Origin of the sequence: Bacillus sp. UNC437CL72CviS29 (assembly GCF_000482345.1) — a bacterium.
GTDB lineage: Bacteria > Bacillota > Bacilli > Bacillales > Bacillaceae_G > Bacillus_A > Bacillus_A arachidis.
In genome coordinates this window covers 198,000-219,527 of sequence record NZ_AXVB01000006.1, presented here as the reverse complement: position 1 = coordinate 219,527, position 21,528 = coordinate 198,000, and the positions used below count along the sequence as shown (strand labels likewise).

27 protein-coding genes are annotated in these 21,528 nt (G+C 34.7%); 13 read left to right on the top strand and 14 right to left on the bottom strand.

Translation table 11 applies throughout. The features are described from left to right. The first annotated feature begins 244 nt into the window (after positions 1 to 244). Positions 245 to 1,255, top strand: coding sequence for a CPBP family intramembrane glutamic endopeptidase (locus M014_RS0108460; RefSeq protein WP_026591333.1), 1,011 nt, complete (start codon positions 245 to 247; stop codon positions 1,253 to 1,255). Between the two features lie 60 nt (positions 1,256 to 1,315). Here M014_RS0108460 and M014_RS0108455 read toward each other — a convergent pair whose 3' ends face one another. Both M014_RS0108455 and M014_RS0108450 read right to left on the bottom strand, forming a co-directional pair. Further along, entirely contained in the window at positions 1,316 to 1,498 is a 183-nt protein-coding gene (locus M014_RS0108455; protein ID WP_026591332.1) for a DUF3913 family protein, read from the bottom strand. A gap of 102 nt (positions 1,499 to 1,600) precedes the next feature. Continuing rightward, entirely contained in the window at positions 1,601 to 2,053 is a 453-nt protein-coding gene (locus M014_RS0108450; protein ID WP_026591331.1) for an Lrp/AsnC family transcriptional regulator, read from the bottom strand. Positions 2,054 to 2,176: 123 nt separating this feature from the next. Between M014_RS0108450 and M014_RS0108445 the strand changes: the two genes are divergently transcribed. The 3 genes from M014_RS0108445 to M014_RS0108435 all read left to right on the top strand — a co-directional run bounded on the left by M014_RS0108445 (position 2,177) and on the right by M014_RS0108435 (position 3,670). After that, on the top strand, positions 2,177 to 2,593 hold the full coding sequence (locus M014_RS0108445) for a carboxymuconolactone decarboxylase family protein (RefSeq protein ID WP_231503918.1): 417 nt from the start codon (positions 2,177 to 2,179) through the stop codon (positions 2,591 to 2,593). Continuing rightward, on the top strand, positions 2,590 to 3,174 hold the full coding sequence (locus M014_RS0108440; RefSeq protein WP_035414773.1) for a cysteine hydrolase family protein: 585 nt from the start codon (positions 2,590 to 2,592) through the stop codon (positions 3,172 to 3,174). Before M014_RS0108445 ends, M014_RS0108440 begins: the two co-directional genes overlap by 4 nt. 97 nt (positions 3,175 to 3,271) lie before the next feature. Then, positions 3,272 to 3,670: an SseB family protein gene (locus M014_RS0108435; RefSeq protein ID WP_026591328.1), complete on the top strand. Its 399-nt coding sequence runs from the start codon at positions 3,272 to 3,274 to the stop codon at positions 3,668 to 3,670. Between the two features lie 190 nt (positions 3,671 to 3,860). Here M014_RS0108435 and M014_RS0108430 read toward each other — a convergent pair whose 3' ends face one another. Then, complete coding sequence (locus M014_RS0108430; RefSeq protein WP_026591327.1) at positions 3,861 to 4,772, bottom strand: S66 peptidase family protein; 912 nt, start codon at positions 4,770 to 4,772, stop codon at positions 3,861 to 3,863. Positions 4,773 to 4,889: 117 nt separating this feature from the next. On the opposite strand from M014_RS0108430, the gene M014_RS0108425 reads away from it, so the two are divergent. Next, positions 4,890 to 5,987 carry an NAD(P)H-dependent flavin oxidoreductase gene (locus M014_RS0108425; protein WP_026591326.1) on the top strand — a complete coding sequence of 366 codons (1,098 nt, stop codon included), beginning with the start codon at positions 4,890 to 4,892 and terminating at the stop codon, positions 5,985 to 5,987. A 17-nt stretch (positions 5,988 to 6,004) separates the two neighbouring features. Here the strand turns inward: M014_RS0108425 and dltD are convergent, their stop codons facing one another. The 5 genes from dltD to M014_RS0108400 form a co-directional block, all read right to left on the bottom strand. After that, positions 6,005 to 7,180 carry a D-alanyl-lipoteichoic acid biosynthesis protein DltD gene (gene dltD / locus M014_RS0108420; protein ID WP_026591325.1) on the bottom strand — a complete coding sequence of 392 codons (1,176 nt, stop codon included), beginning with the start codon at positions 7,178 to 7,180 and terminating at the stop codon, positions 6,005 to 6,007. Next, positions 7,177 to 7,416: a D-alanine--poly(phosphoribitol) ligase subunit DltC gene (gene dltC, locus M014_RS0108415; RefSeq protein WP_003196126.1), complete on the bottom strand. Its 240-nt coding sequence runs from the start codon at positions 7,414 to 7,416 to the stop codon at positions 7,177 to 7,179. Before dltC ends, dltD begins: the two co-directional genes overlap by 4 nt. 70 nt (positions 7,417 to 7,486) lie before the next feature. Beyond that, positions 7,487 to 8,653 (bottom strand): D-alanyl-lipoteichoic acid biosynthesis protein DltB, encoded by a 1,167-nt coding sequence (gene dltB, locus M014_RS0108410; RefSeq protein WP_026591324.1) that lies wholly within the window; start codon positions 8,651 to 8,653, stop codon positions 7,487 to 7,489. After that, positions 8,650 to 10,164 carry a D-alanine--poly(phosphoribitol) ligase subunit DltA gene (dltA, locus tag M014_RS0108405; RefSeq protein ID WP_026591323.1) on the bottom strand — a complete coding sequence of 505 codons (1,515 nt, stop codon included), beginning with the start codon at positions 10,162 to 10,164 and terminating at the stop codon, positions 8,650 to 8,652. Before dltA ends, dltB begins: the two co-directional genes overlap by 4 nt. A 12-nt stretch (positions 10,165 to 10,176) precedes the next feature. Further along, entirely contained in the window at positions 10,177 to 10,323 is a 147-nt protein-coding gene (locus tag M014_RS0108400; protein ID WP_003206349.1) for a teichoic acid D-Ala incorporation-associated protein DltX, read from the bottom strand. Between the two features lie 314 nt (positions 10,324 to 10,637). On the opposite strand from M014_RS0108400, the gene M014_RS0108395 reads away from it, so the two are divergent. From M014_RS0108395 to M014_RS29595, 4 genes are all read left to right on the top strand, one after another. Continuing rightward, entirely contained in the window at positions 10,638 to 11,816 is a 1,179-nt protein-coding gene (locus M014_RS0108395) for an amidohydrolase (protein ID WP_441296552.1), read from the top strand. Positions 11,817 to 12,195: 379 nt separating this feature from the next. Next, positions 12,196 to 12,642 (top strand): flavodoxin, encoded by a 447-nt coding sequence (locus M014_RS0108390; protein WP_026591321.1) that lies wholly within the window; start codon positions 12,196 to 12,198, stop codon positions 12,640 to 12,642. A 23-nt stretch (positions 12,643 to 12,665) separates the two neighbouring features. After that, positions 12,666 to 13,448, top strand: a complete 783-nt coding sequence (locus tag M014_RS0108385) for a hypothetical protein (RefSeq protein ID WP_155924323.1) — start codon at positions 12,666 to 12,668, stop codon at positions 13,446 to 13,448. A gap of 101 nt (positions 13,449 to 13,549) precedes the next feature. After that, the gene (locus M014_RS29595) at positions 13,550 to 13,723 is read left to right on the top strand and encodes a hypothetical protein (protein WP_026591319.1); all 174 of its coding nucleotides are present in this window, start codon (positions 13,550 to 13,552) and stop codon (positions 13,721 to 13,723) included. Here M014_RS29595 and M014_RS0108375 read toward each other — a convergent pair. Then, complete coding sequence (locus M014_RS0108375; RefSeq protein ID WP_026591318.1) at positions 13,720 to 14,616, bottom strand: aminoglycoside phosphotransferase family protein; 897 nt, start codon at positions 14,614 to 14,616, stop codon at positions 13,720 to 13,722. The genes M014_RS29595 and M014_RS0108375 overlap by 4 nt on opposite strands. Positions 14,617 to 14,721: 105 nt before the next feature. On the opposite strand from M014_RS0108375, the gene M014_RS0108370 reads away from it, so the two are divergent. Next, positions 14,722 to 15,243 carry a biotin transporter BioY gene (locus M014_RS0108370; RefSeq protein ID WP_155924322.1) on the top strand — a complete coding sequence of 174 codons (522 nt, stop codon included), beginning with the start codon at positions 14,722 to 14,724 and terminating at the stop codon, positions 15,241 to 15,243. 88 nt (positions 15,244 to 15,331) lie between these two features. On the opposite strand, the gene M014_RS29590 is transcribed toward M014_RS0108370, so the two are convergent. The 3 genes from M014_RS29590 to M014_RS0108355 form a co-directional block, all read right to left on the bottom strand. Then, the gene (locus M014_RS29590) at positions 15,332 to 15,481 is read right to left on the bottom strand and encodes a hypothetical protein (RefSeq protein WP_026591316.1); all 150 of its coding nucleotides are present in this window, start codon (positions 15,479 to 15,481) and stop codon (positions 15,332 to 15,334) included. Positions 15,482 to 15,499: 18 nt separating this feature from the next. Further along, on the bottom strand, positions 15,500 to 15,679 hold the full coding sequence (locus M014_RS0108360) for a hypothetical protein (protein WP_026591315.1): 180 nt from the start codon (positions 15,677 to 15,679) through the stop codon (positions 15,500 to 15,502). A gap of 74 nt (positions 15,680 to 15,753) precedes the next feature. Then, complete coding sequence (locus M014_RS0108355; RefSeq protein WP_026591314.1) at positions 15,754 to 17,112, bottom strand: MATE family efflux transporter; 1,359 nt, start codon at positions 17,110 to 17,112, stop codon at positions 15,754 to 15,756. 193 nt (positions 17,113 to 17,305) lie between these two features. On the opposite strand from M014_RS0108355, the gene bacA reads away from it, so the two are divergent. Next, positions 17,306 to 18,100 (top strand): undecaprenyl-diphosphate phosphatase, encoded by a 795-nt coding sequence (gene bacA, locus M014_RS0108350; protein ID WP_026591313.1) that lies wholly within the window; start codon positions 17,306 to 17,308, stop codon positions 18,098 to 18,100. Positions 18,101 to 18,128: 28 nt separating this feature from the next. Here bacA and M014_RS0108345 read toward each other — a convergent pair whose 3' ends face one another. Both M014_RS0108345 and M014_RS0108340 read right to left on the bottom strand, forming a co-directional pair. Continuing rightward, positions 18,129 to 18,683 carry a thioredoxin family protein gene (locus M014_RS0108345; RefSeq protein ID WP_026591312.1) on the bottom strand — a complete coding sequence of 185 codons (555 nt, stop codon included), beginning with the start codon at positions 18,681 to 18,683 and terminating at the stop codon, positions 18,129 to 18,131. 66 nt (positions 18,684 to 18,749) lie between these two features. Then, on the bottom strand, positions 18,750 to 19,193 hold the full coding sequence (locus tag M014_RS0108340; RefSeq protein ID WP_026591311.1) for a YrvL family regulatory protein: 444 nt from the start codon (positions 19,191 to 19,193) through the stop codon (positions 18,750 to 18,752). Between the two features lie 340 nt (positions 19,194 to 19,533). Between M014_RS0108340 and M014_RS0108330 the strand changes: the two genes are divergently transcribed. Further along, on the top strand, positions 19,534 to 19,953 hold the full coding sequence (locus M014_RS0108330) for a MarR family winged helix-turn-helix transcriptional regulator (RefSeq protein ID WP_026591310.1): 420 nt from the start codon (positions 19,534 to 19,536) through the stop codon (positions 19,951 to 19,953). A gap of 217 nt (positions 19,954 to 20,170) precedes the next feature. After that, on the top strand, positions 20,171 to 20,326 hold the full coding sequence (locus M014_RS0108325; protein ID WP_026591309.1) for a hypothetical protein: 156 nt from the start codon (positions 20,171 to 20,173) through the stop codon (positions 20,324 to 20,326). Positions 20,327 to 21,528: the final 1,202 nt, after the last annotated feature.

Below are 21,528 nucleotides of genomic sequence, written 5' to 3'. Positions count from 1 at the left end.
CGACAACAGGTGCATAATCCTCTTTATTCCTATTATAATAATATATTTTGGGAAAATAGGTATAAAAAAACGACATTTAACATTAAAACAGAAAATCTGATAAAGAAGAAATTCCGAAAAACAGATTTCGTATTATATAGTTTAATAGATATATTATGTAAGAGTAAACTGAGAAAAATAGGAAGAATTTTGATGATATTCATATTACAATATAACTATGAATATCATCTTGGGGGTGTTTTATATTCAGTACGCATTTTCACGTATACGACTTCGGAGTTTTTTTGCATGGATGATTTTAGGGATGTTAGTAACGGTGCTGCCGCTGGACATTATGGGAGCTTCAGATAGTGTCATGGATGTTGCGGTGCAAATTTCGGTGTTTTTTGTATTTCCACTATTATGGTTATATTTTAAAACAAGAAAAAACAATATTATATTTACTAGTTTCTTTGATAAATCTTCACGATTAAACTGGAAGTTGATTGTAATTGCAACTGCAATGGGAATGATTTTTTCATTCGGTGTATCTTTTATTCAATTTTACATACTAGCACATATTTTTCCTGATTTCTTGGTTGACATGTTGAACGATAATGGTGTGATTGATATGAGCAGTATTTCTACACAGATATTCGGTGTCATTTCAGCATGTATTTTTGCACCAATCATGGAAGAAGTCATTTTTCGAGGTTTCTTCTTACAGCGTATGACGTTTAAATGGGGAATAAAACGAGCTGTGATTGTGTCCTCCCTTATTTTTGGTTTAGGTCATTTTGATATCGTTGGTGCTTTTGTATTCGGTGTTGTGATGTGCCTTCTTTACATTAAAACGAAAAATATATGGACGAATATTGCTGTTCATGCATTGAATAATTGTATTGCAACCACCATCCAATTAACGAGTGGAGAAGGAACAGACGATGCTATTTCGATTGCTGAATTACAAGGACAAAGTAATTTATGGATTGGACTTATTGTGATTCTTATCAGTTTACTATGGTTAGTACCTTTTATTCGAAAAAATTGGCGAACTGTAAAAGAAGTAGGAGTACCGTCTCTTCGTTTCATCAATGAAGATAAGGCCTCTATACCATTACAGAAAAATGAAACATATAGTCAAGTCATTGTAACAGATCGACTCATGGCGGTAGAATTGCCGGATGAAGCCGTGAATCAGTTAGCACTAGAACAGAATGATTATGTAACGGTTACGGTAGAGGATAATCAAATTATTATAAGAAAAGCAAAATAGTAATAAAAGTATAAGAAACGAAAAGGCAGCTCTCCAATATTACTAAGGAGAGCTACTATTTTAATGGATAACAATTTCAACGTGAAAGTTGTTACCGTTTTTTACATATTTAATATCTGTGACTGTACGAACTGTTTTTAAAATTTCCACCTTTTCCCCAATTCGAGGGATGGTGGGAACATTGTCCCAAATGCCAAGTAAATCATCTACTTGAGTTGTTTTTTCGTAAAACCAAATTTTCAATGTAATGCCCCTTTCTCGAACTTTATGTATTTTAATACATAATAAATCATTTTTATTCTTTTTGTAAGGGGTTTTTTATGGAATTTTGAATAAAAATTAATTTTATTTTTCTGGAAAAATGTGTTCGATATCAGGAGTAAGGGATACTTCTGATAATACGATATGAGAAACGGTTGTTGCATATGAAGAAACATCATTAATAAATTCTTCAAGTTCAACTAATGACGGGACAGAAATTTTAACGATATAACAAAGGCTTCCTGTTACGCGATAGCAAAAGCTTGCGGATGGATACGATTGAATAAATTGTTGCATGCGCGTTGTATCACCATTTTTTAAGGTTATTTCTAAAATACAGTCTAAAACGAGTCCAGCTTTTTTATAATCAATATCAATTGTATACTTTTGAATGACGCCTTCACTCTCTAATTTACGAACACGTTCTGCAGTAGAAGGTGCGGATAAATTTACTCGTTTTGATAATTCCCGCATAGAGAGACGACTATCATTATATAATTCATTTAAAATTTTACGATCAATACGATCTAATTGCATTTGTAAATATACCTCCAATAAACTAATAATTTTTGTAAAGAAAATATATAAATTAAGATTCATATGAAATGTAAAACGGGTCCATTTTATTTTACAATAAAATAGAAAGGAATAGGGGGAGAAATGATGGAGAGAATTTCATTATCAGATGCAGGAGAAACAAAGTTTCAAAAATTATTAGGGCATAGCCCAGCTATATTACAATCTTGGAGTACACTTGAAAGGACCTTATATGAAAAGGGAAGTCTTTCTGAAGAGTTAAAGGAGCAAGTACGGAGAACACTTGCGTTTGGAAATGAATGTATGTATTGTATGGCAAAGGGAAAACCAGATGATGTACAAAAAATAGAGGAGATTAGTACCGCTGTTACTTTTGCACATGTATTTGTACATAATCGTTCAGCGATAGATGATAAGATGTTTGATGTGTTAAAACAGTATTGGAGTGAGGTAGAGATTGTAGAACTCTGTGCATATATTTGCTTTATTACAGCTTCACAACAACTTGGATTTTTATTTCAATTACAGCCAGGAGAATAGGAGGAGAAGTAGTGAATCAACCAGCACTAATTATAATTGATGTACAAAAAGCGTTTAATCTCCCGTACTGGGGAGAGCGAAATAACCCTTTAGCAGAAGAAAATATGAAGCGTTTATTAGAAGAGTGGAGAAGAAGAAGGCTACCAATATTTCATATTCAGCATGTGAATAAAGAAAATGTAGAGTCGATGTTTTATCTAAGTGCAGAAACCGTTCACTTTAAAGAAGAAGTCCAGCCATTACAAGGTGAAATTGTTATTCAAAAGAGTGTGAACAGTGCATTCATTGGAACTGATTTAGAAAAGCAATTAAACGAAAAAAACTGCGAGTCGATTGTTATTGTTGGATTAACGACGAATCACTGTGTCGAGACAACAACTCGGATGGCTGGAAACTTAGGATTTTCAACGTACTTAGTAAGTGATGCGACAGCTACATTTAACCGAAAAGGACCAGATGGAGTAAAATATTGTGCTGACGAAATTCATAATATGACACTAGTGAATCTGCATGAAGAGTTTGCTACTATTGTTACAACATTGGAGACAGTAGAGAAGATAAGGTTGAGTCAGTTAAATTGATACTATTTTAATAAAATATTTGAATAATTATGTAGAAAAAAATAAGAATATTTTGTATAATCAAAGTACAATTATTTTGAAACAGGGGTGGCAGCATATGGAGCAAATTCCAGTAAAGAAAATAGAAACAGTACTTGTTTTAGCAGAAGAGGATAAACAAAAACAAAAGGAATTTTATGAATTGTTGCTAACAACTCATTTTTATGTTGCTGGATCTATAGAGGCGGATGATTCTGCATCAGAAGGAACACTTCGTTTGCGTTATTTCCAAGGAGAGGGTAGATGGATTGTACCATTCTTTACACAATTAGAATTTGTGAAAGAAGTGTTGCCGGAAGAAACGCCCCTTATTACGATACGTGGAAAAGAATTGTTTGAAAATCTAGATAAAGAAGCAACAGCGGTATTGAATGTTGGTACGGAGATTAGTAAAACATTTATTCCAGAAGAAATTGCGGATATAGCATCTGGAAGAATTTTCAATTATTATCAATAAAAGAGTAAGTGTTGAAATTACTTTTTTGCAATTAACACAGCATAACAAAAAGGAAAAGCGATACATACTTTTCCTTTTTTTGTGTAAATAAAAAATTGCATCGAACACTTCTATTTATCGCAATATTGGTCAGTAACAAGGCTAATAATTAATGAAGGGGAAGAAAAACATTACGGATTAAAAGTTCATTTTATATGCATGTTACACCAGAAGGAATAGAAAATGTATTTTTTTCCGTATTTATTGTAGCAGTCACACCGAGTGGTATTCCGACATTTGGTTGTACATGCCCAATAGGAAGACCGAATAATACAGGAATATTGTATGGTGCGAGATAGTCATACAATATGTTTTGTAATGATAGGGACTGCTTTGAGGTAATACAGTTATGGCAGCTTGTGAATACAATCCCTGCACACTCATTCAATTTTCCTGCTAAATGTAATTGGTTGAACATGCGATCAATACGATACGGCTCTTCTCCAACATCTTCAAGTAATACAATTTTATTTGCTGTATAGATTTCATAGGATGTACCTAGTGTACTTACCAATACGGTTAAATTGCCTCCAGTTAATGGTGCAGAAACAATGCAGGTAGATGTGGCATTGATACATTCTGCTGCTTGTAAAATAGTAGAATACGGATGGAATAGTTGATTGAAAGAGGAGAATGAGAGAGAATCAATTCCTCTGCCTAATTCCTCAATCATCGGTCCATGGAAGGTAACAAGTCCTGTATATTGTGAAAAAGCAATATGCAAAGAAGTAATATCGCTATACCCCCAAAAAATTTTGGGGTTATTTTGAATGAGTTCATATTGAATATAAGGGAGAAGACGACCGCTCCCATATCCACCTCTTGCGCAAAAAATAGCTTTCACTTTAGGGTTTGCAAATGCTTCGTGTATATCATGAAGGCGGATTGCATTATTTCCAGCTAGATAGCCGTATTTCTCGTAAACACTTTGACCAATTATTACGGATAGACCCATTTTTTCCAATACTTTTTTTCCTGTAAGGACCTGGTCTATTACTGGTGGTCCTGCTGGAGCAATAATCATTACCGTATCGCCTTGTTGTAAGGCAGTTGGTTGAATCATGTAAATCTCCTCCTTCACTTTCAATATATTCGTTTATAGCCAGTTCAAGCCTATTAAAAGAAGGAAAAACTTGTTGAAACAAGAAGGTATAAGAGGGGATAGGAAGGGAGAAGAATGATGTTTACAAGCAGAGTAACTGATATATTACAAATAAAATATCCAATTATTCAAGCGGGCATGGCAGGAGCAATTACGACACCAGAACTTGTTGCGGCTGTAAGTAATAGTGGGGGATTAGGAACACTTGGGGCTGGCTATATGAGTCCAGAACAAATTCGTCAATCTATTTATAAAATACGAAAGTTAACAGATAAGCCGTTCGCAGTCAATCTGTTGCTTACGAAGGAAATACAAATTGAAGAAGAAAAAGTACAAACAGCTAGAATTTTATTAGCGTCGATACGAAAAGAATTAGATATTGATGAGTATAATCAACCCTTGCAACTTCCGAAAAGTTATAAAGAACAACTACAAGTGTTAAGGGAAGAAAAAGTTCCAGTTGTCAGCTTTGCATTTCACACGTTAGAACAAGAGGAAATGGCATTATTGAAGAAAGAGAACATAAAGATAATTGGCACAGCTACAAATGTAGCAGAAGCGAAGGTGCTTGCTGAATTAGAGGTAGATGTAATTGTTGGACAAGGTAGCGAAGCTGGGGGACACCGTGGGACATTTATTGGAAATGAGCAAGATTCTATGATTGGTACATTTGCATTAATTCCACAAATGGTAGCCGCAGTACCACATATCCCAATTATAGCGGCAGGTGGTATTATGAATGGACAAGGTGTTGTTGCAGCTTATGTATTAGGTGCAGAAGGCGTTCAAATGGGGTCTGCCTTTTTAACAAGCGAAGAGAGTATTACACACGATGTGCATAAAGAAGCAGTATTACAAAGTACAGATACAAGTACAACTGTAACAAGGGCATTTTCTGGGAAATACGCAAGAGGTATTCGGAATATATTTATAGATCGGTATGAGGGAAAAGAAGGCGGTCTCCCCATGTATCCAGTGCAAAATGTATTAACTTCGAAAATACGTCAAGAAGCAGCAAAACAAAATAAAGGAGAATATATGTCACTTTGGGCTGGACAAGCTTCCTCATTAGCAAGAAAAGACTCAGCAGAGCAAATTGTTAAACAGGTGATTGAAGAAGTAGAAGTAACGGTAAACAAATTGCAAGATGCATACACAAAAAGACCACTTGAATAAATCAAGCGGTCTTTTTGTTAGTTTGCTTTATAAAATTGCTGGATGGCTTGGTCGATGTATACCCAACCTTTCCAGCCTAAGTGCATATGATCTTTTAAGAAGTACTTGTCATACTCATGGTTTGAGAAGTCAGCAATTGGATAGCCAGCTTGCTGAATTTGCTCATGAACTTTCTTATAGTATAATTCGCGTCGTTCTTTCGGGAATCCAGCATAATCATACCAAGGGCCTTTTACAGGAACAGAAATGAAGAGTGGTTTTGCACCGGATTGTTTTAATAAATCAAGCGCAATTTGTAAATCTTCATATTCTGGAGAGTTTTCATAAGAATCATGTTTTAAGTAACCTTTGCGTTGTTTCAATTTCTGTTTAATTTTGCTATTGAAATAACCATCCTCGATACCATATTCATTTGATTGAGATTCTAATTTACCAGTTTGATCTGCCTGTTTACGTACTTCTTCCCAGTTCATTTGTTTCAATGAAGGATCAAGCTTTTCTTTATGCGGTTTAATATCGAACATTGCTGTAAATATGTCCTTACGATCTAATATATTGCGGTAAAGATAAGCGAAAGGTTTCGCAGCAAGTGCTTTTATTTGATGCGTCGTATCATCATAGACAATACCTTCTAAAGATGTTTTTAATAGCGTTTCTTTCTTTACAATTTCAAAGTTCAATAAACGCTTTGCAATCTTCTTTTTCATTTCAGGCTTTAAATCATTGTTAAAAATGAGGTGGTAGCCTTGTTGTTTTGAAAAGTTAGGTGCAAAGTGTGTTTCATCAATTCCCTGTGGTACAAACCACTGTGGTGAAAGGACAAAAATCATTTTTTTATCTTTTAATTGATCCATTGTAGATGCAAAGTTTAGCACATGGACAAGGTCCTGTGTTCCGCCACGACCAAGAAGGAATGGCGTGAATCCTGCGGGTTTTACTTTAAAGTAATTGGATGGGTGAAAAGCATCCATTCTTGCAAATTCCGATGAACCATACATCGGAAGGTATTTCGGATCTTCTAACATTTTTTGCTGTAAAACCATACTTTGTATTTTCTCTGGTTTTAGAGAAGTTGCCGCTTCCTCTACTTTTTTATCACTTACAAGTGGAAGGAGAAAGCGTGTTGGAATAAGTAAGAATACAGCAAAAAGGGCCAATGCTAAGAGCATCGGTCCAAAGGTTGCTTTTTTCATCGGATTTCTTCCAACTTTTTGATAATCATGTTTGGTGTTGCCCACTCATCACGATCAAAATCAGAAATAGATACTTCGATATCTAGACGTTCTTGGAATTCTACTAATAAAGATACTGTACCGAAAGAATCAAGGATACCTTCTTCAAATAATTGTACATCTGGATTTTCTTTTACAATATCATTTTCACAAACTTCTTCTAAAATATCTAATACTTGATCTTTAAATTCTGCCATTTTTAAAATCTCCTTTATATCCGAAATATATTATGTGTAACTTCTTAGCTGTAAGAAAAGAAGTTATTCATTAAAAGTATCTGTTAAGGTGACCAGAGAAGATTAGGAAACCGAAACATACGAAATGGAACGTAATTACAATTGCAAGGACATGCATGAATTTATTATTTGGCCAAAACTTATGCTTTTTGTTTTTTCGTTCAAAAATATCAAACAAAATAAACAGAGCTGCATGATATAGGCCGTAAATAATGTATTGATATACATGTTCACCTAAAATGTGCCATACGCCCATAATGAAAAAGTTTAAGAATGCGCCGATATATGAAATCGTATATCGATTCTTAATTAACTTTTTCTTTGTTGCAAAAAAGACAAAGCGCATATAAATAAAGTCACGGAACCAGAAAGATAGGCTCATGTGCCAACGGTTCCAGAAATCTTTAATGTTGCGACTGATGAACGGTTTATTAAAGTTTTCTGGCGTTTTAATACCCATCATATAACTTACACCGATTACGAATGCACTATAACCAGCAAAATCGAAGAATAGGTATAAACTATAACTATACATATAAATAACATTAGATAAAAACGTATCTTGATTTGCAAATACTGCATCAACAAAATGCTTCTGTAGTAAATAAGCAATTATAAATTTATACAGAAACCCTTGGAAAATACGGTTCATCCCTGTGTATAGTAACTGTTGATATTCTTCAGCACTTGGCGGTTTTTGAATATCCTTTTGGAATCTTCGATAACGATCGATAGGTCCAGTTGAGATAGCTGGGAAGAACAGAACGAATTCCCAGAAGTTAAAGAATGTGAATTCTTTAATTAAACCATCACGAACTTCAAACACCATTTGTACGGCCCTAAATGTCACATAAGACATACCAAGGAAAACAATGAACTTTAGTTCAGGTACGAATGGTGCGATTTTTGCTAACACTAGTGGCAAAATCGATAAAATAACAGCCATGCAAAACATGAACGTATTATTATTTTGTTTTCGTAATAGTAAATAGCCTTTAATCAGGATGTATTGCCAAATGATAAATACTGCCAACATCAACGCTTGCTTTGGTTTATCAGAGAAAATAATTGCAAGCATAACTAATGTTAGAACAGCATTATATTTGCGCAACATTTTACCTTTTAATCCAGCTATAATAGTAGGTATTAATAAAATGCCCACTATGGCGAAAAAATAAAATGATCCGTATGCGGTCATGCTGTAACCTCACTCAATAATTTTTTGCGATCTACCTTTCCATTTGGTGTCATTGGAATAGAAGATTGATACATGAATTTTCTTGGAATCATGTAATTTGGTAATCGCTCATTGAGTTCTTTTTTGATTGCAGATGTTAATTTGAATTCTTTTTCAAATGAATGCTCTCCTGGAACAACAACCGCTAATAAGTAATCGTATTTCTCACCTTTTTTAATGGGAATTACGACAGCTCCTTCTACATAAGAGCAACCGCGAAGGTGATGTTCGATTTCTTCTAATTCCATTCGATAACCATGTAATTTAATTTGGAAATCAAGACGACCATTATAGAAAAGACGACCATTTTCTACATAGCCAGCATCACCTGTTTTGTAGGCACGTTCGCCATCAATAACCGTGAATGCTTTGTCTGTTAATTCAGGGCTTCCTAAATATCCAACACTTACGCTTGGACCAACGATTACGATTTCACCTTTCTCACCATCTGGCGCAATCGTACCATCTTCTTTCATAATAAGAATACGGCAATCAGATTTACAATAGCCAACTGGAAGTGATTGATAGGTATCAACGACTTCTTGTGTAACATGAATACCTGTTACAGCTACAGTTGCTTCTGTTGGACCGTACGTATTCATAATTGTTGCTTTTGGGAAACGTTCAATTAGTTTTCTTGCAACGTCATTTGATAATACTTCACCGCAGAATAAGAATGTTTTCATGTTTGGTAGCATACTTTCAGAGAAAGATGGCTCCATTAAACACATTTCTGCAAAAGATGGTGTGGATGTCCATACTTGTACATCAGATTGTTCTAAAGAAGCAAACAAGTCTTTTGGACGTGCAATCATATCTTTATCAATTGCCCAAAGCGTACCACCTGTTACTAACGATGGATAAACATCCATCACAGATAAATCGAATGAGAAAGGTGCTTGGTTTAAGAAAACTTGCCCTGTTTGTAAGTTGAAATCTTCGACCGCCCATTTTGTAAAACTTACAAGACAATTATACGTAATTTGTACACCTTTTGGATTACCTGTGCTCCCTGAGGTGTAAATAATGTAGAAGTTTTCATCATCTTTTACCGCATGAGTAGGGTTTGGTGTTTCTCCTTTATGAGTAAAGAGAATATCTTTTAAGTCGTTTTCAGATATGATGCGAACTGGTAAATCAGTTACTGTTACTTCTACCGGTGATAGAAGTAATTTCGCACCAGAACTTTCAGCAATACGTTGTACACGATCAGCTGGAATAGATAAATCTACTGGAATGTAAGCATGTCCAGCTTTGACACACCCTAAAAAGCTAGTGATCATCTCTGGCTGCATATGGCCATAAACCATAATTGGTGAGCGATCATCGGCATACTCAGAAGAAATCCAATGGGCTAGTGCATCGGAGTCTTCCTTTAATTGTCTGTACGTAATTTTCGCATCTCGCCAAACGAAAGCGGTTTGGTCTGGAGTTTCAACTGCCCACTTTTCGATTTGTTCTAATAACTTCATAACGTTCCCACCCTAAAATTCATTGTAAATAAATGTGCTTGTGTTCGTATCATGGAAACCATACAACCAAAGCAAAGCAAATAAAATTGCAAGGTAATAAAAAGTTTTTGCAAACCATTGTGTGAGTGGTCGAGACCATATCTCTTTTAATCTTTCCATGTCTTTCCCTCTCTTATGAAATAGTAACTGTATGTAGATATCATATCCTACATTGTTGTGAAAAAAACAAAATTCCACATTTTAGGTAAATATAAGACAAAAAGGCTCTTTTTTGATAGTAGCACTAAATACTAAAAAAGAAAATCCCTAACTTAGCAATTATATTACATTCTATATGAATTTGTAATGGATTTGTCTTTTTTTAAATAAGCAGGGAATAAATAAAGCGTTTTTATAAATGAAAATCTTACAAGAAAATTGAATTATCACAGTGAAATAAGAAATGTGAACAATAAAAAAGGAGGTCGTCAGGAATGGAGCATGTGAATAAAGGATGGCCGACATACGTGTCAGAGGAAAATATTATAAAGTGGCGGAGGCATCTTCACCAATTTCCTGAGCTATCATTCTATGAAGAAAAAACTTCACAATTTATATATGATACATTGTGTTCATTTTCAGCTTTCGAGGTGACAAGACCGACGCCATATAGTGTGATGGCAAAGAAAAAAGGGCATAAGACTGGAAAAGTTGTAGCAATTCGTGCAGATATGGATGCATTGCCAATTCAGGAAGAGACGTATAAAGCATATGCATCACTTACTCCAGGAGTTATGCATGCATGTGGGCATGATGCCCATACTGCTATTTTATTAGGCACGGCAGAAGCACTAGGGAACATGGATGAGGAGTGGGAAGGAGAAATTCGCCTTTTATTTCAGCATGCTGAAGAAGTGTATCCTGGCGGGGGACAGGAAATGGTGAAAGCAGGTGTCATGAACGGGGTAGATTATATTATCGGTTTGCATGTTATGTCTGGATTAGAAACGGGAAAGATTGGGATTGTATATGGACCGATGATGGCTGCCCCCGATGTATTTACAATAGAGGTAAAAGGAAGAGGAGGGCATGCTGCTAGGCCAGAAGAAACGGTAGATCCGATAGCAATTGGTGCACAAATTATTACGAATTTACAGCATATTGTCTCTAGAAATACAGGTGCTTTTATGCAAAGAGTTGTGTCAATAACACAATTTCATGGGGGAACAGCGGATAATATTGTTCCTGATACAGCATATTTGATGGGAACAGTTCGCTCTTTCGATCAAGCATTGAGAAAAGAAGCAGAGGAGAGGATTGAGCAAATTGCTAAGGGAATTACAGAGGCACATGGTGCAACGTATACGTACGCATATCGTTATGGATATGACCCGGTAATCAATGATACGTTTATTACAAAAATAGTAGAAGAAAGCGCGATAGAGTTGTTTGGAAAAGAGAGAATTGTAAAACTTGCTCCTTCAATGGGAGGAGAAGATTTCTCTGCATATTTAAAAGAAGCACCAGGCTGCTTTATTAAATTAGGAACTGGAAATGAGAAAACAAACACTTGTTATCCCCACCATCATCCAAAATTTGATGTGGATGAATCAGCTTTAATTAGTGGGGCAGAGCTATTTTTACGGGCGACAATGAATTTACTAAAAGCTTAAAAATAAAAAAGGGCAACTGCAATTACTGCAGTTGCTTCTATTTCTTTCCGTTAGAGAGGGCTGAGAAAGAACTATGCTCATTTATAGTATATGAACTGTTACCGGACAAGCTTGTACTTTTTCATTATTTTTCCAAAAAAACATTGACTTTGATAATCGTTTTCAATTAATCTAAATGCATGGTTGGAATTGATAATTATTATCAATTAATTAACAGACGGTAGAGTGGATGAGAGAAATGAAATAATATTCCGCTTTCGACAATGGGAAATGAAAGATAAAGATATAGTATGGCAACGGCGAATAATCCGTGCTGAATATGTAGATGAGAAAAACAAATAACACAGAAAAAATAGATATAATCAAGGGAGAGAGCCAGTTGGGTAAATGTGTAATGATTTTTGCAAGTATGAGTGGAAATACAGAGGAAATGGCTGATCATATAGCTGGAGCCATTCGGGAAACAGGAAATGAAATCGAAGTCATTGACATTATGACGACGCCAGAGGCTTTTATATTAGAAGAATATGATGGAATTATTTTAGGAGCATACACGTGGGGAGACGGTGAACTTCCTGATGATTTCTTAGATTTTTATGATGAAATGGAAGAAATTCATTTAACTGGTAAAAAAGCAGCGGTATTTGGATCTTGTGACTCTGCTTATCCGAAATACGGAGCAGCTGTTGACATTTTAGAAGAAAAATTACGAGAGCGCGGTGCTGAAGTTGTAATGGAAGGGCTAAAAATAGAATTAACGCCAGAAGATGAGGATGTAGAGAAATGTCTTCAGTTTGGTGCTGAATTCATAAAACACCTTTCTTAATGGCGAGAGGGAGATGAAGATGGGTGCAGGGGAAAATATCAATTAAAACGATGACAGATTATCATTTATATGATTTTATACGTTGTCCGCATAAGTTTTATTTTCGCCATATAAAAAGAAGAGAACCTTCTTCATTTGAATGGCAACAAATGGTTCAAGCGATTGTAAATCAAATTATTATTGATTACTACACATCACCCGTAGAAAAACAAACAACAATGCTTCTGTTAGAACGATTAGAGAGACATTGGGGGAATGTGCGTATTGATATGTTCTCTTCTAAAGTGGAATATTATATTGTTCTCGCAAAGTTAACGGACCATTTACTACAGTTTGTGAAGAATGACGTAAGTAAAATACCACCTTTATTTTTATATGAGAAGTTACAAACCTATATGGAAGAGCTAGGGGTGCATATTTCATTAACGTTTGAAGTGGGGGAATGGTCTACAAAATCGTTTGTAATTAAAAAGTATGTTGTTGATGCAAATGAAGAGATGCTAGCTCTTTTTCAAAAGCTTACAGCAGTGTTTAGTTACAAAGCTTTTGGAATTCTTGCTGAAAGAATTGAAATTGTTAATTTAATAGAAGGAACTAGGTATGAATATGTTCCAAAAGAGAGAGAGAGTGTGGACGGAATGAAGGATTTATATAGAATGAAAGAGATATTACAGCAACCGGAACTGTACACAGAACGTACAGTTCGTACAGTTCGTTCTGAATGTATTGGATGTGCCTTTCGTAATGAATGTAAAGTAGACGAGGTGCAACATCTACCAGTTCGAAAAAATTCTATATTTCATTAAAAAAGGGTGCAAAATTGCATCCCTTTTTTGTTATTGACATGAAAAGCTTTTCATCATTTACGGTATAGATGTAGGGGAACTTGTGAAGGGAGAAATGATCAATGAAAAATGAAGCGAGAGTATTTCAGTGGTTACAAGAACAACAGGCTCCTTTTTGGATCCAATTGCAGATTTTGCAGGCGTTTCAAATGTATAAATTAATTATAGAAATGGATAAAAAATTAATAATCTATGAGGAAAAGGCGAATAGGGAAAGAAATGAATTCATTCCCTAAAGTATAGTTTGTAAATGTCTTCGATTTTTCTGTACCTCTTGTTCATTATTTGTTTCAAAGCTGTAAACAAGGTTATGGAGTAATGGGCTATATTGATAAAATTGCATAACACGCCTAAAGAAAGTTGAATCATGGTGGGGAGTGAGAGCACAGTATTGTTTATAGATGTCATTTGTAAATTTACTACCAAAATCACTATATAATCCAGCAAAGTCAAAGGCAGGATCTCCAACTTGAGCATCACCAAAATCGATAATACCAGCAATGCTTCTTTTCTCCTCATCAAATAAAATGTGATGATGTGTAAAGTCAGCATGGATCATTGCTTTTTGGAAATCAGATGCATGCATAAGTTCAAAAAAATCCTCAAATAAACAATCAAAAGCTTTTCTTTCTAACGATGTAATTGTGTGTGCAAGATAATCGTGTAATTTCGTTTGAATCTCTCGCCAATATGAGATAGGCTTCTCGATATCAAACTCCCATTTTATAGCATGTTCTATTGGGATAGTATGTAAAGAAGCAAGAAAGGTAGCAAGTTGTGTGATTACTGTTTCACGTTCTTTTACAGTTAATCTTTCTATTGTTTTTACTGTTAGTGGTTCTCCGTGAATGAGTTTATAGTAACTACAAAATGGAATTAAATCTGATTTGTTTTTATATAAAACATGGTAGTTAGGAACTTCTACCTCTTGTAATGATTGAGAAAGTCTCTTGCACAGCTCTTTTTCGCGAGGTATTCGCCATGCATACTGGGGATTACGTGGAAAACGAAAGAGCCATTCCTTGTTAATAATAATGGCTACATTATCCCAGCCATTATCATTTTGTTCATAAGAGTGTATGGTGATACTTGGTAGCGCTTGTTCTATATGTGTCCTGTAAGAGTACATATAACTTTCCTCATTTCTCTCCTTGATTCGTTCGTTTTATTTTATAATAACAGAATTTTCTTTCTTTGTGATAAGATAATATAAATGATGGAATAGAGAGGGTAAATGATGCGAAAGAAAAACAAAAAGATGGCAATGTGGATATTGTTCGTTTGTGTTTTGTTTTTAGGAATGTATAAAATTCAAGCTTTTGCGAAATTTAAGCAAAAAAGTGAGTATCAGATATCTGACGAATTAAAGGGAAAAGAAGTAAAACAGCTAACTTTTGATGAAAAGAAAAAAATCGGTGAGTATTTTATTACAGCACAATTATCTGTTTTTGCGATTCAGGATAAAGAGGAGATAAAAAAGATAGGGATGGAAATATTTTCGGAAGATCATATAGAGAGCGGTTATGGACAATTAATGAGAAATTATTATCCAAATCGTTTTCATACTTTAGAGTATAAATTTTCTAATGAAGAAATATGTGAAGAATCTGATGAAAGTTTTACTTACTGTGCCATAGCTTATGTTTCAGGTATTGAGAATGGTAAGAGAGATGAAATGAGTTTAAACTATGAAATGAAGATTGTAAAAGAGAAGCATACATTCAAGATCGCAGAGCAGCGGCAATATGTAGAATGAAACATCCTCAGAAACTGAGGATGTTTTCGGTTTTTACAGTATTCTAAAAGAAGTCTCTTTCCTTAAACACTTGCAAGAAAGGGGACATTCATAGGTTCTCGTTTTGTTGTCCAATTTCTTTTTTGGCGATTTCTAGATTGCCTTGTTCGACTTGCTTATGCGCATTTACAGAATCACCAGCATAACCTTTTTGTGTTTTTACAACTCTTTTAGAGAAAGTTGGGGATTGCTTTGTCATAATATAGTTCTCCCTTCATTAAAAGTAGACAAAAATAATAAGTACAAGTAATATTGCTCCGAAAATACCAATTCCAATTAAAAACGAAGTGGAAGTGTTTTTATATTGAGGTGGCTCATGAATATCTTGCCTATATCCAGGTGAGATTTCAGGAGCAAATTCTTCATCATAGAGCTGCTGTTTTTTCTTTTCATCCATAGATTTACACCTTTCTTTTTCATTATGTTACACGTTTAAAGAGGAACTATGCATGATGAAAAAAGTCGCTACGATTAGCGACTTTTTTGTGATGTATATTTACGTTGTACTTGAAAGAGACGAACAAGAAGAAAGGTAGCGCCAAATGCTAGCCCTATAATAAGACCAATCCAATAACCTTTAGCTGCCCAAGAGGTATAGGTTGCTAATATATAACCGAGTGGCAGACCGATGATCCAGTAGGCAATTAGTGTCATTATTAAAGCAACATTTACATCTTTATAACCACGGAGAGCACCTTGCACGGGAGTAGCGATTGCATCGGAAATTTGAAATAAAATCGCAAAAATAAGGAACTCTTTTGCTAAATCATGAACAGCAATATCTGTTGTATAAATAGATGCAATTTGATCGTCAAAGAAAAAGAGTAGAATAGAATATAATAAGGCAAAAGTGAGCGCCAAACTAATTCCGATAAAACTGTATTGCTTTGCATTTTCAGAGCGGTTTGCTCCAACTTCAAAGCCAACTGTAATTGTTAGGGCCATCGCTAAACTTAAAGGTGTCATATATAGAAGCGAAGCAAAGTTCATCGCCGCTTGATGTGCAGCAATTGTTGTTGTACTAAAATTACTCATCATAAGTGTAACGGCGGCGAAAATGCTCGTTTCAAAAAAGATGGCAAACCCGATAGGTACTCCAAGCTTTAATAATTCTTTCCAACTTGAAAGAGAAAGGCGGTATAAGCGCCTAAAGATACCGAAAGATGCAAATGGTTCTTTCGTACTGATAATAATAATGGTAATAAATAAAATGCACCAATATGTTGCGGTAGAAGCAATTGCTGCACCAACGCCTCCTAGTTTCGGAAAGCCAAAATTCCCAAAAATAAATACATAATTTAAAATGACGTTAATCGGTAAGGAAAGTAATGTAATCATCATCGTTGTACGTGTTTTCCCTAATGCATCAATAAATCCACGCAATACAGTATAGACAAATAAAGGAATGATACCAATTGCAATAATACTTAAAAATTGAGAAGCGATGTGTTCAACCGGCGGTTCTAAATGCATGCCTTTTAAAATGGGTGAAACGGCAAAGAAGCCGATGAGAATAACGAGTAAACTTACTCCAATTGCTAAATATACGGCTTGTATTACGATATGAGGAACAGCTTTTTTTTGTTTTGAGCCAACAAGCTGAGCAATAATAGGAGTAGTAGCCATTAAGATTCCTGTTAGTCCAGTACTAATCGGAATCCATACGCTTGTTCCAATTGCAACCCCGGCTAAATCGGTAGCGCTTGCGTGTCCGGACATTGTAGTATCAAAAAAGCTCATTGCAAATAAAGACATTTGCGTTATAAAAATCGGGAAAAATAGTAATACAAATTGTTTTATTTTTTGTAAGAATGAATGTGTTTCTTTCATAAAAGCTCCTTTCTACGCGAGACCAAACTCTTTCTATCATACAATTTAATAAGAAAATAGAAAAGAAATACACATATGTGAACGTATTGTTATATTTTGAACGGTTGAAAAAAAAGATGCACTTTGAAAATGGATGAGGTATTATGATAAGGTGTGAAAAAAGTATATATAAGGTATTAAGGAGGCACTATCCGTGGCTGATTGGTTAATTGGTTTAATCATGGGAGCTGTTGAGGGGTTAACGGAGTTTTTACCCGTTTCATCAACAGGACACATGATTTTAACAGGACATTTAATAGGGTTTGATGATGATAGAGCAAAAGTATTTGAAGTTGTCATCCAATTGGGATCGATTTTAGCAGTTGTTGTTGTATTTTGGAAACGTTTATGGTCATTAGTTGGAATTGGAAAGGTAACACAAGGGCCATCTTTAAATTTATTACATATCATTATCGGTATGATTCCAGCAGGTGTACTAGGTGTTTTATTCCATAGTAAAATTAAAGAAGTTTTATTTGGACCAGGACCCGTTGTTGTGAGTTTAATCGTTGGTGGTATTTTAATGATTGTTGCTGAGAAGTTTTCACGACCAAGTACAGCAAAGACATTGGACGAGATTACGTATAAACAAGCATTCACAATTGGCATGTTCCAATGTTTAGCGTTATGGCCAGGATTTTCACGTTCTGGATCTACAATAAGTGGTGGATTATTAGCTCGTGTATCTCATACAGCAGCAGCTGAATATACATTTATTTTAGCGGTACCTATGATGGTTGCAGCATCAGGATTAGATTTAATTAAAAGCTGGGACGTATTAAGTTCAGCAGATATCACATTATTTGCAACTGGTTTTATTACAGCTTTCCTTGTAGCAATGCTTGCGATTGTTTCATTCTTAAAATTATTAGCTCGTGTAAAGTTAACACCATTTGCTTATTATCGTTTTGTGTTAGCTGCGGTGTTCTATTATTTCTTCATTATGTAATAAAAAAAAACTGCCATTGGCAGTTTTTTTATTTTACAATTTTTTCGATCATACTATCCATCACATGTGCCCAAAGTGATGTGTCATCAGCTAATGTAGCGCGGAAATTCGCATACATTTCTTTCTGTTTTTCTTCAAATTGTGGATCGTCTTTTTCAGGTAATGTAGCACGCATAGAAGTAACTAATTCTTGTACTTTTGGAGCGCGTGGTCCCCAAACAGCTTGTTCCTTTCCATCCTTATCAATAAAAATAAAGATTGGAATGGCACGTGCTGTTCCATTCGTTAAATATTGATCCATTAGTTCTAAATTTTCATCACGGATGAGTAATTTCATTTCAATATTGGAAACCTCACAAATACGTTTCATAACAGGTACGCAAAGAAGGGCGTCTCCGCACCAATCAGCGGTTAGTACAATAACGCGCCAGCCGTCATTTTGGCGTTCTTCTAAAACAGGAAGTAATTCGTTTGGAATTAAAAAGTTATTATAAATATGTAGTAATTCATATTGATTCACAGTCATGTTATTTACGTATGTATTAAAGGATATACCTTTATTGGCCCATTGTTGTAATGTCATATGTAACACCCCTTCAATATATTTTGCTTTTATTGTATCAATTTTTATAGAGAAAAGCTTGTAATCTTACTCTTTCTTTTTGTTATCAGTAGGCCATAATTTATCTAACATAAAAAAGACAAGGACAATGAGCAGTTCAGCTCTATTTGAAATTGTAATGCTTTCCATCCAATCATCTGCAGTGTGAATAACGAGCCAATCAAGTGAGATTTCGATGATAGAAAGCAGAAAAAAGGTGAGCCATTTTGGTATTTGTTTCAGTATTGGTTGTAAAAGTGCTTTAAAAAATAACATAAAAAAATGACTAACGCCATCCAAAAATAGGAGTAAAATAAAAAAGAAAAATAGTGCAGTTCTTGATGTATATTCAACACCGATGAGGCGAAAAACTCCAACATGTATAAAGAAGATAAGGGCAAAAACAATCATTATAAGAAGGGTAATACTACTAATAGCAATCGTTTTATCTTTGCTATTTAAATCTGAAAACTTCTCTTTATCTAGATTCATACTACACCTCCAAATAATTCGGGTTGCGGGACGGAAAATATTTCATAATCCATTATAGCATGAATATTTAATAAGAAACCAAAACAAAAAGGGGTGCGATTTATCGCATCCCTTTTTGTGGCTGATGTGAGCTTCAGCATGTTAGAAAAGCAACCTGTATCATTTATTTCCAAATGGATATTAAACGATACGTACTTTGATAAATAAAGAATAATTTTAACGGTGTCAATATGTATATAGATGAATTGTATAGGAAAAAAGGTGACAAAATGTAAAATATGAGGTAATATAATTCATAAAGTTTTTATTTAACTACATGAATTAAAAGGAGATGTAAGCGGTGTCTCATAATCGTGAACAATTAATGGAGGATTTATCTGCAAATGTTTTCGCTATGTTTCGTTCATTGCGTAATGATATCGGAAAAATTTTTGGAGATTACATACCATGGAATGAGTTTCTCGTGCTCCGTATATTAAATCGTAATGAAAAAGAAATGGTTTCTCGTGTAGCAAATGAACTACATGTATCAAACAGTCATATTACAGCTGTTACAGAAAAGTTAATTCATAAAGGTTTTGTGACGCGTTCACGTTCTACATCTGATCGTCGTGTTGTATATTTGGAAATTACGGAACAAGGAAAAGAGTTAGTTGAAAAAATGGAATTGGCAAAAAAGCAGTATTTAAAAGAAAGGTTTTCAGCACTATCTGAAGAAGAAATGCATGTAATGGTATCTATTTCAAAAAAACTTATATAGAAAAAGCCATATGAATTATAGCTAATAGAGGATCCTTCCATGTTTTGGGCAGGATTTTTTTATTTAATCGGTGAGTGCCTCAACAACCATTGATTATCAGACTTCACTAGTCGGGATAAAATGAAAAGTTGAAACTTGTTATATAGAAGCACGCTATGAGTATGATTATGAGAAGAAAGCCATACTAACAATAATGGAAGAAGAAAGGGGGGGCAAGATGACGAATCGCAATGGGAGTCAAGGAAGTGGAAACCAAGGTTCACCGAAAACAGGACAGTTCCAACAAGAGTTTAGTTCTGAGTTTTCAACTGGTAATGATAATAAAGGGAAAGAATATCGTTCGAAAAAAGGAAGTAAATCAAAAAAGGAGTGAGGATTCTCACTCCTTTTTTTTTGTTCGGAAATTTGAATTGTATTTTAAGGTAAAAAATAGGCCATCTTGTCGGTACAAGATGGCCAGGGAAGGGGACAATTTATGTCAATTTTAATTGGGTATGGAAAGCTGTTCAAGACACTGGGGAATGCCTCGTTATTAGGGAGGAACAGCTTTGATAGTTATAATATAAAAGATAGATGTGACTTCAATGTGAATCTGAAGTGAAAGGTATGAGGATTTTAAAATAATTGTTTCATATTTTTTGATAAATAGAAGAAGGATAGAAAGTAGTTAGGTAATCTATAGATGAATAATTTGTCGTTAATGGATAAGGGGATTATTTAGTAGTAGGTGATAAAAAATAGGCCATCTTGTTGGTACAAGATGGCCAGGGAAGGGGACAATTTATGTCAATTTTAATTAGGGATGGAAAGCTGTTCGAGACACTGGGGAATGTCTCATTATTAGGGAGGAACAGCTTCGATAGTTATAATATAAAAGATAGATGTGACTTCAATGTGAACTTGAAGTGAAAGGTATGGGGAATTTAAAATAATTGTTTTATATTTTTTTGATAAATAGAAGAAGGATAGAAGGTAGTTAGGTAATCTATAGATGAATAATTTGTCGTTAATGGATAAGGAGATTATTTAGTAGTAGGTGATAAAAAAATAGACCATCTCGTTCATACAAGATGGTCAGGGAAGGGGACAATTTATGTCAATTTTAATTAGGGATAGAAAGCTGTTCGAGACACTGGGGAATGTCTCATTATTAGGGAGGAACAGCTTCGATAGTTATAATATAAAAGATAGATGTGATTTCAATGTGAACTTGGAGTGAAAGATATGGGGATTTCAGAGGTATGTTTAATTTTTTTTGAATGATAGATGGAAAATAAAAAAGTAGTTAGGTATTCTCTTAGAAAAAAGTAAGGATTATCATGAGCATATTTAGGCAGAATGAGAGTGAAGAACGAGAATGATCGTAAAACTCTGTTTTAGTAAGATGGTTCTAATAGGTAGAATGGGTGCGTTAAGTGAATGAATACTTGTTATACTGCCTGTGAAAATAAAAGTTGAAATCTATGGAAAAAAGGATTATGCTCAACTATATTATGAGGGTATAAAGATTAATCCGCACTAATGAGTTCACTCTAAAAGTATGAGGAATTGAAAAAGTTAGGTGGAGAATTACTT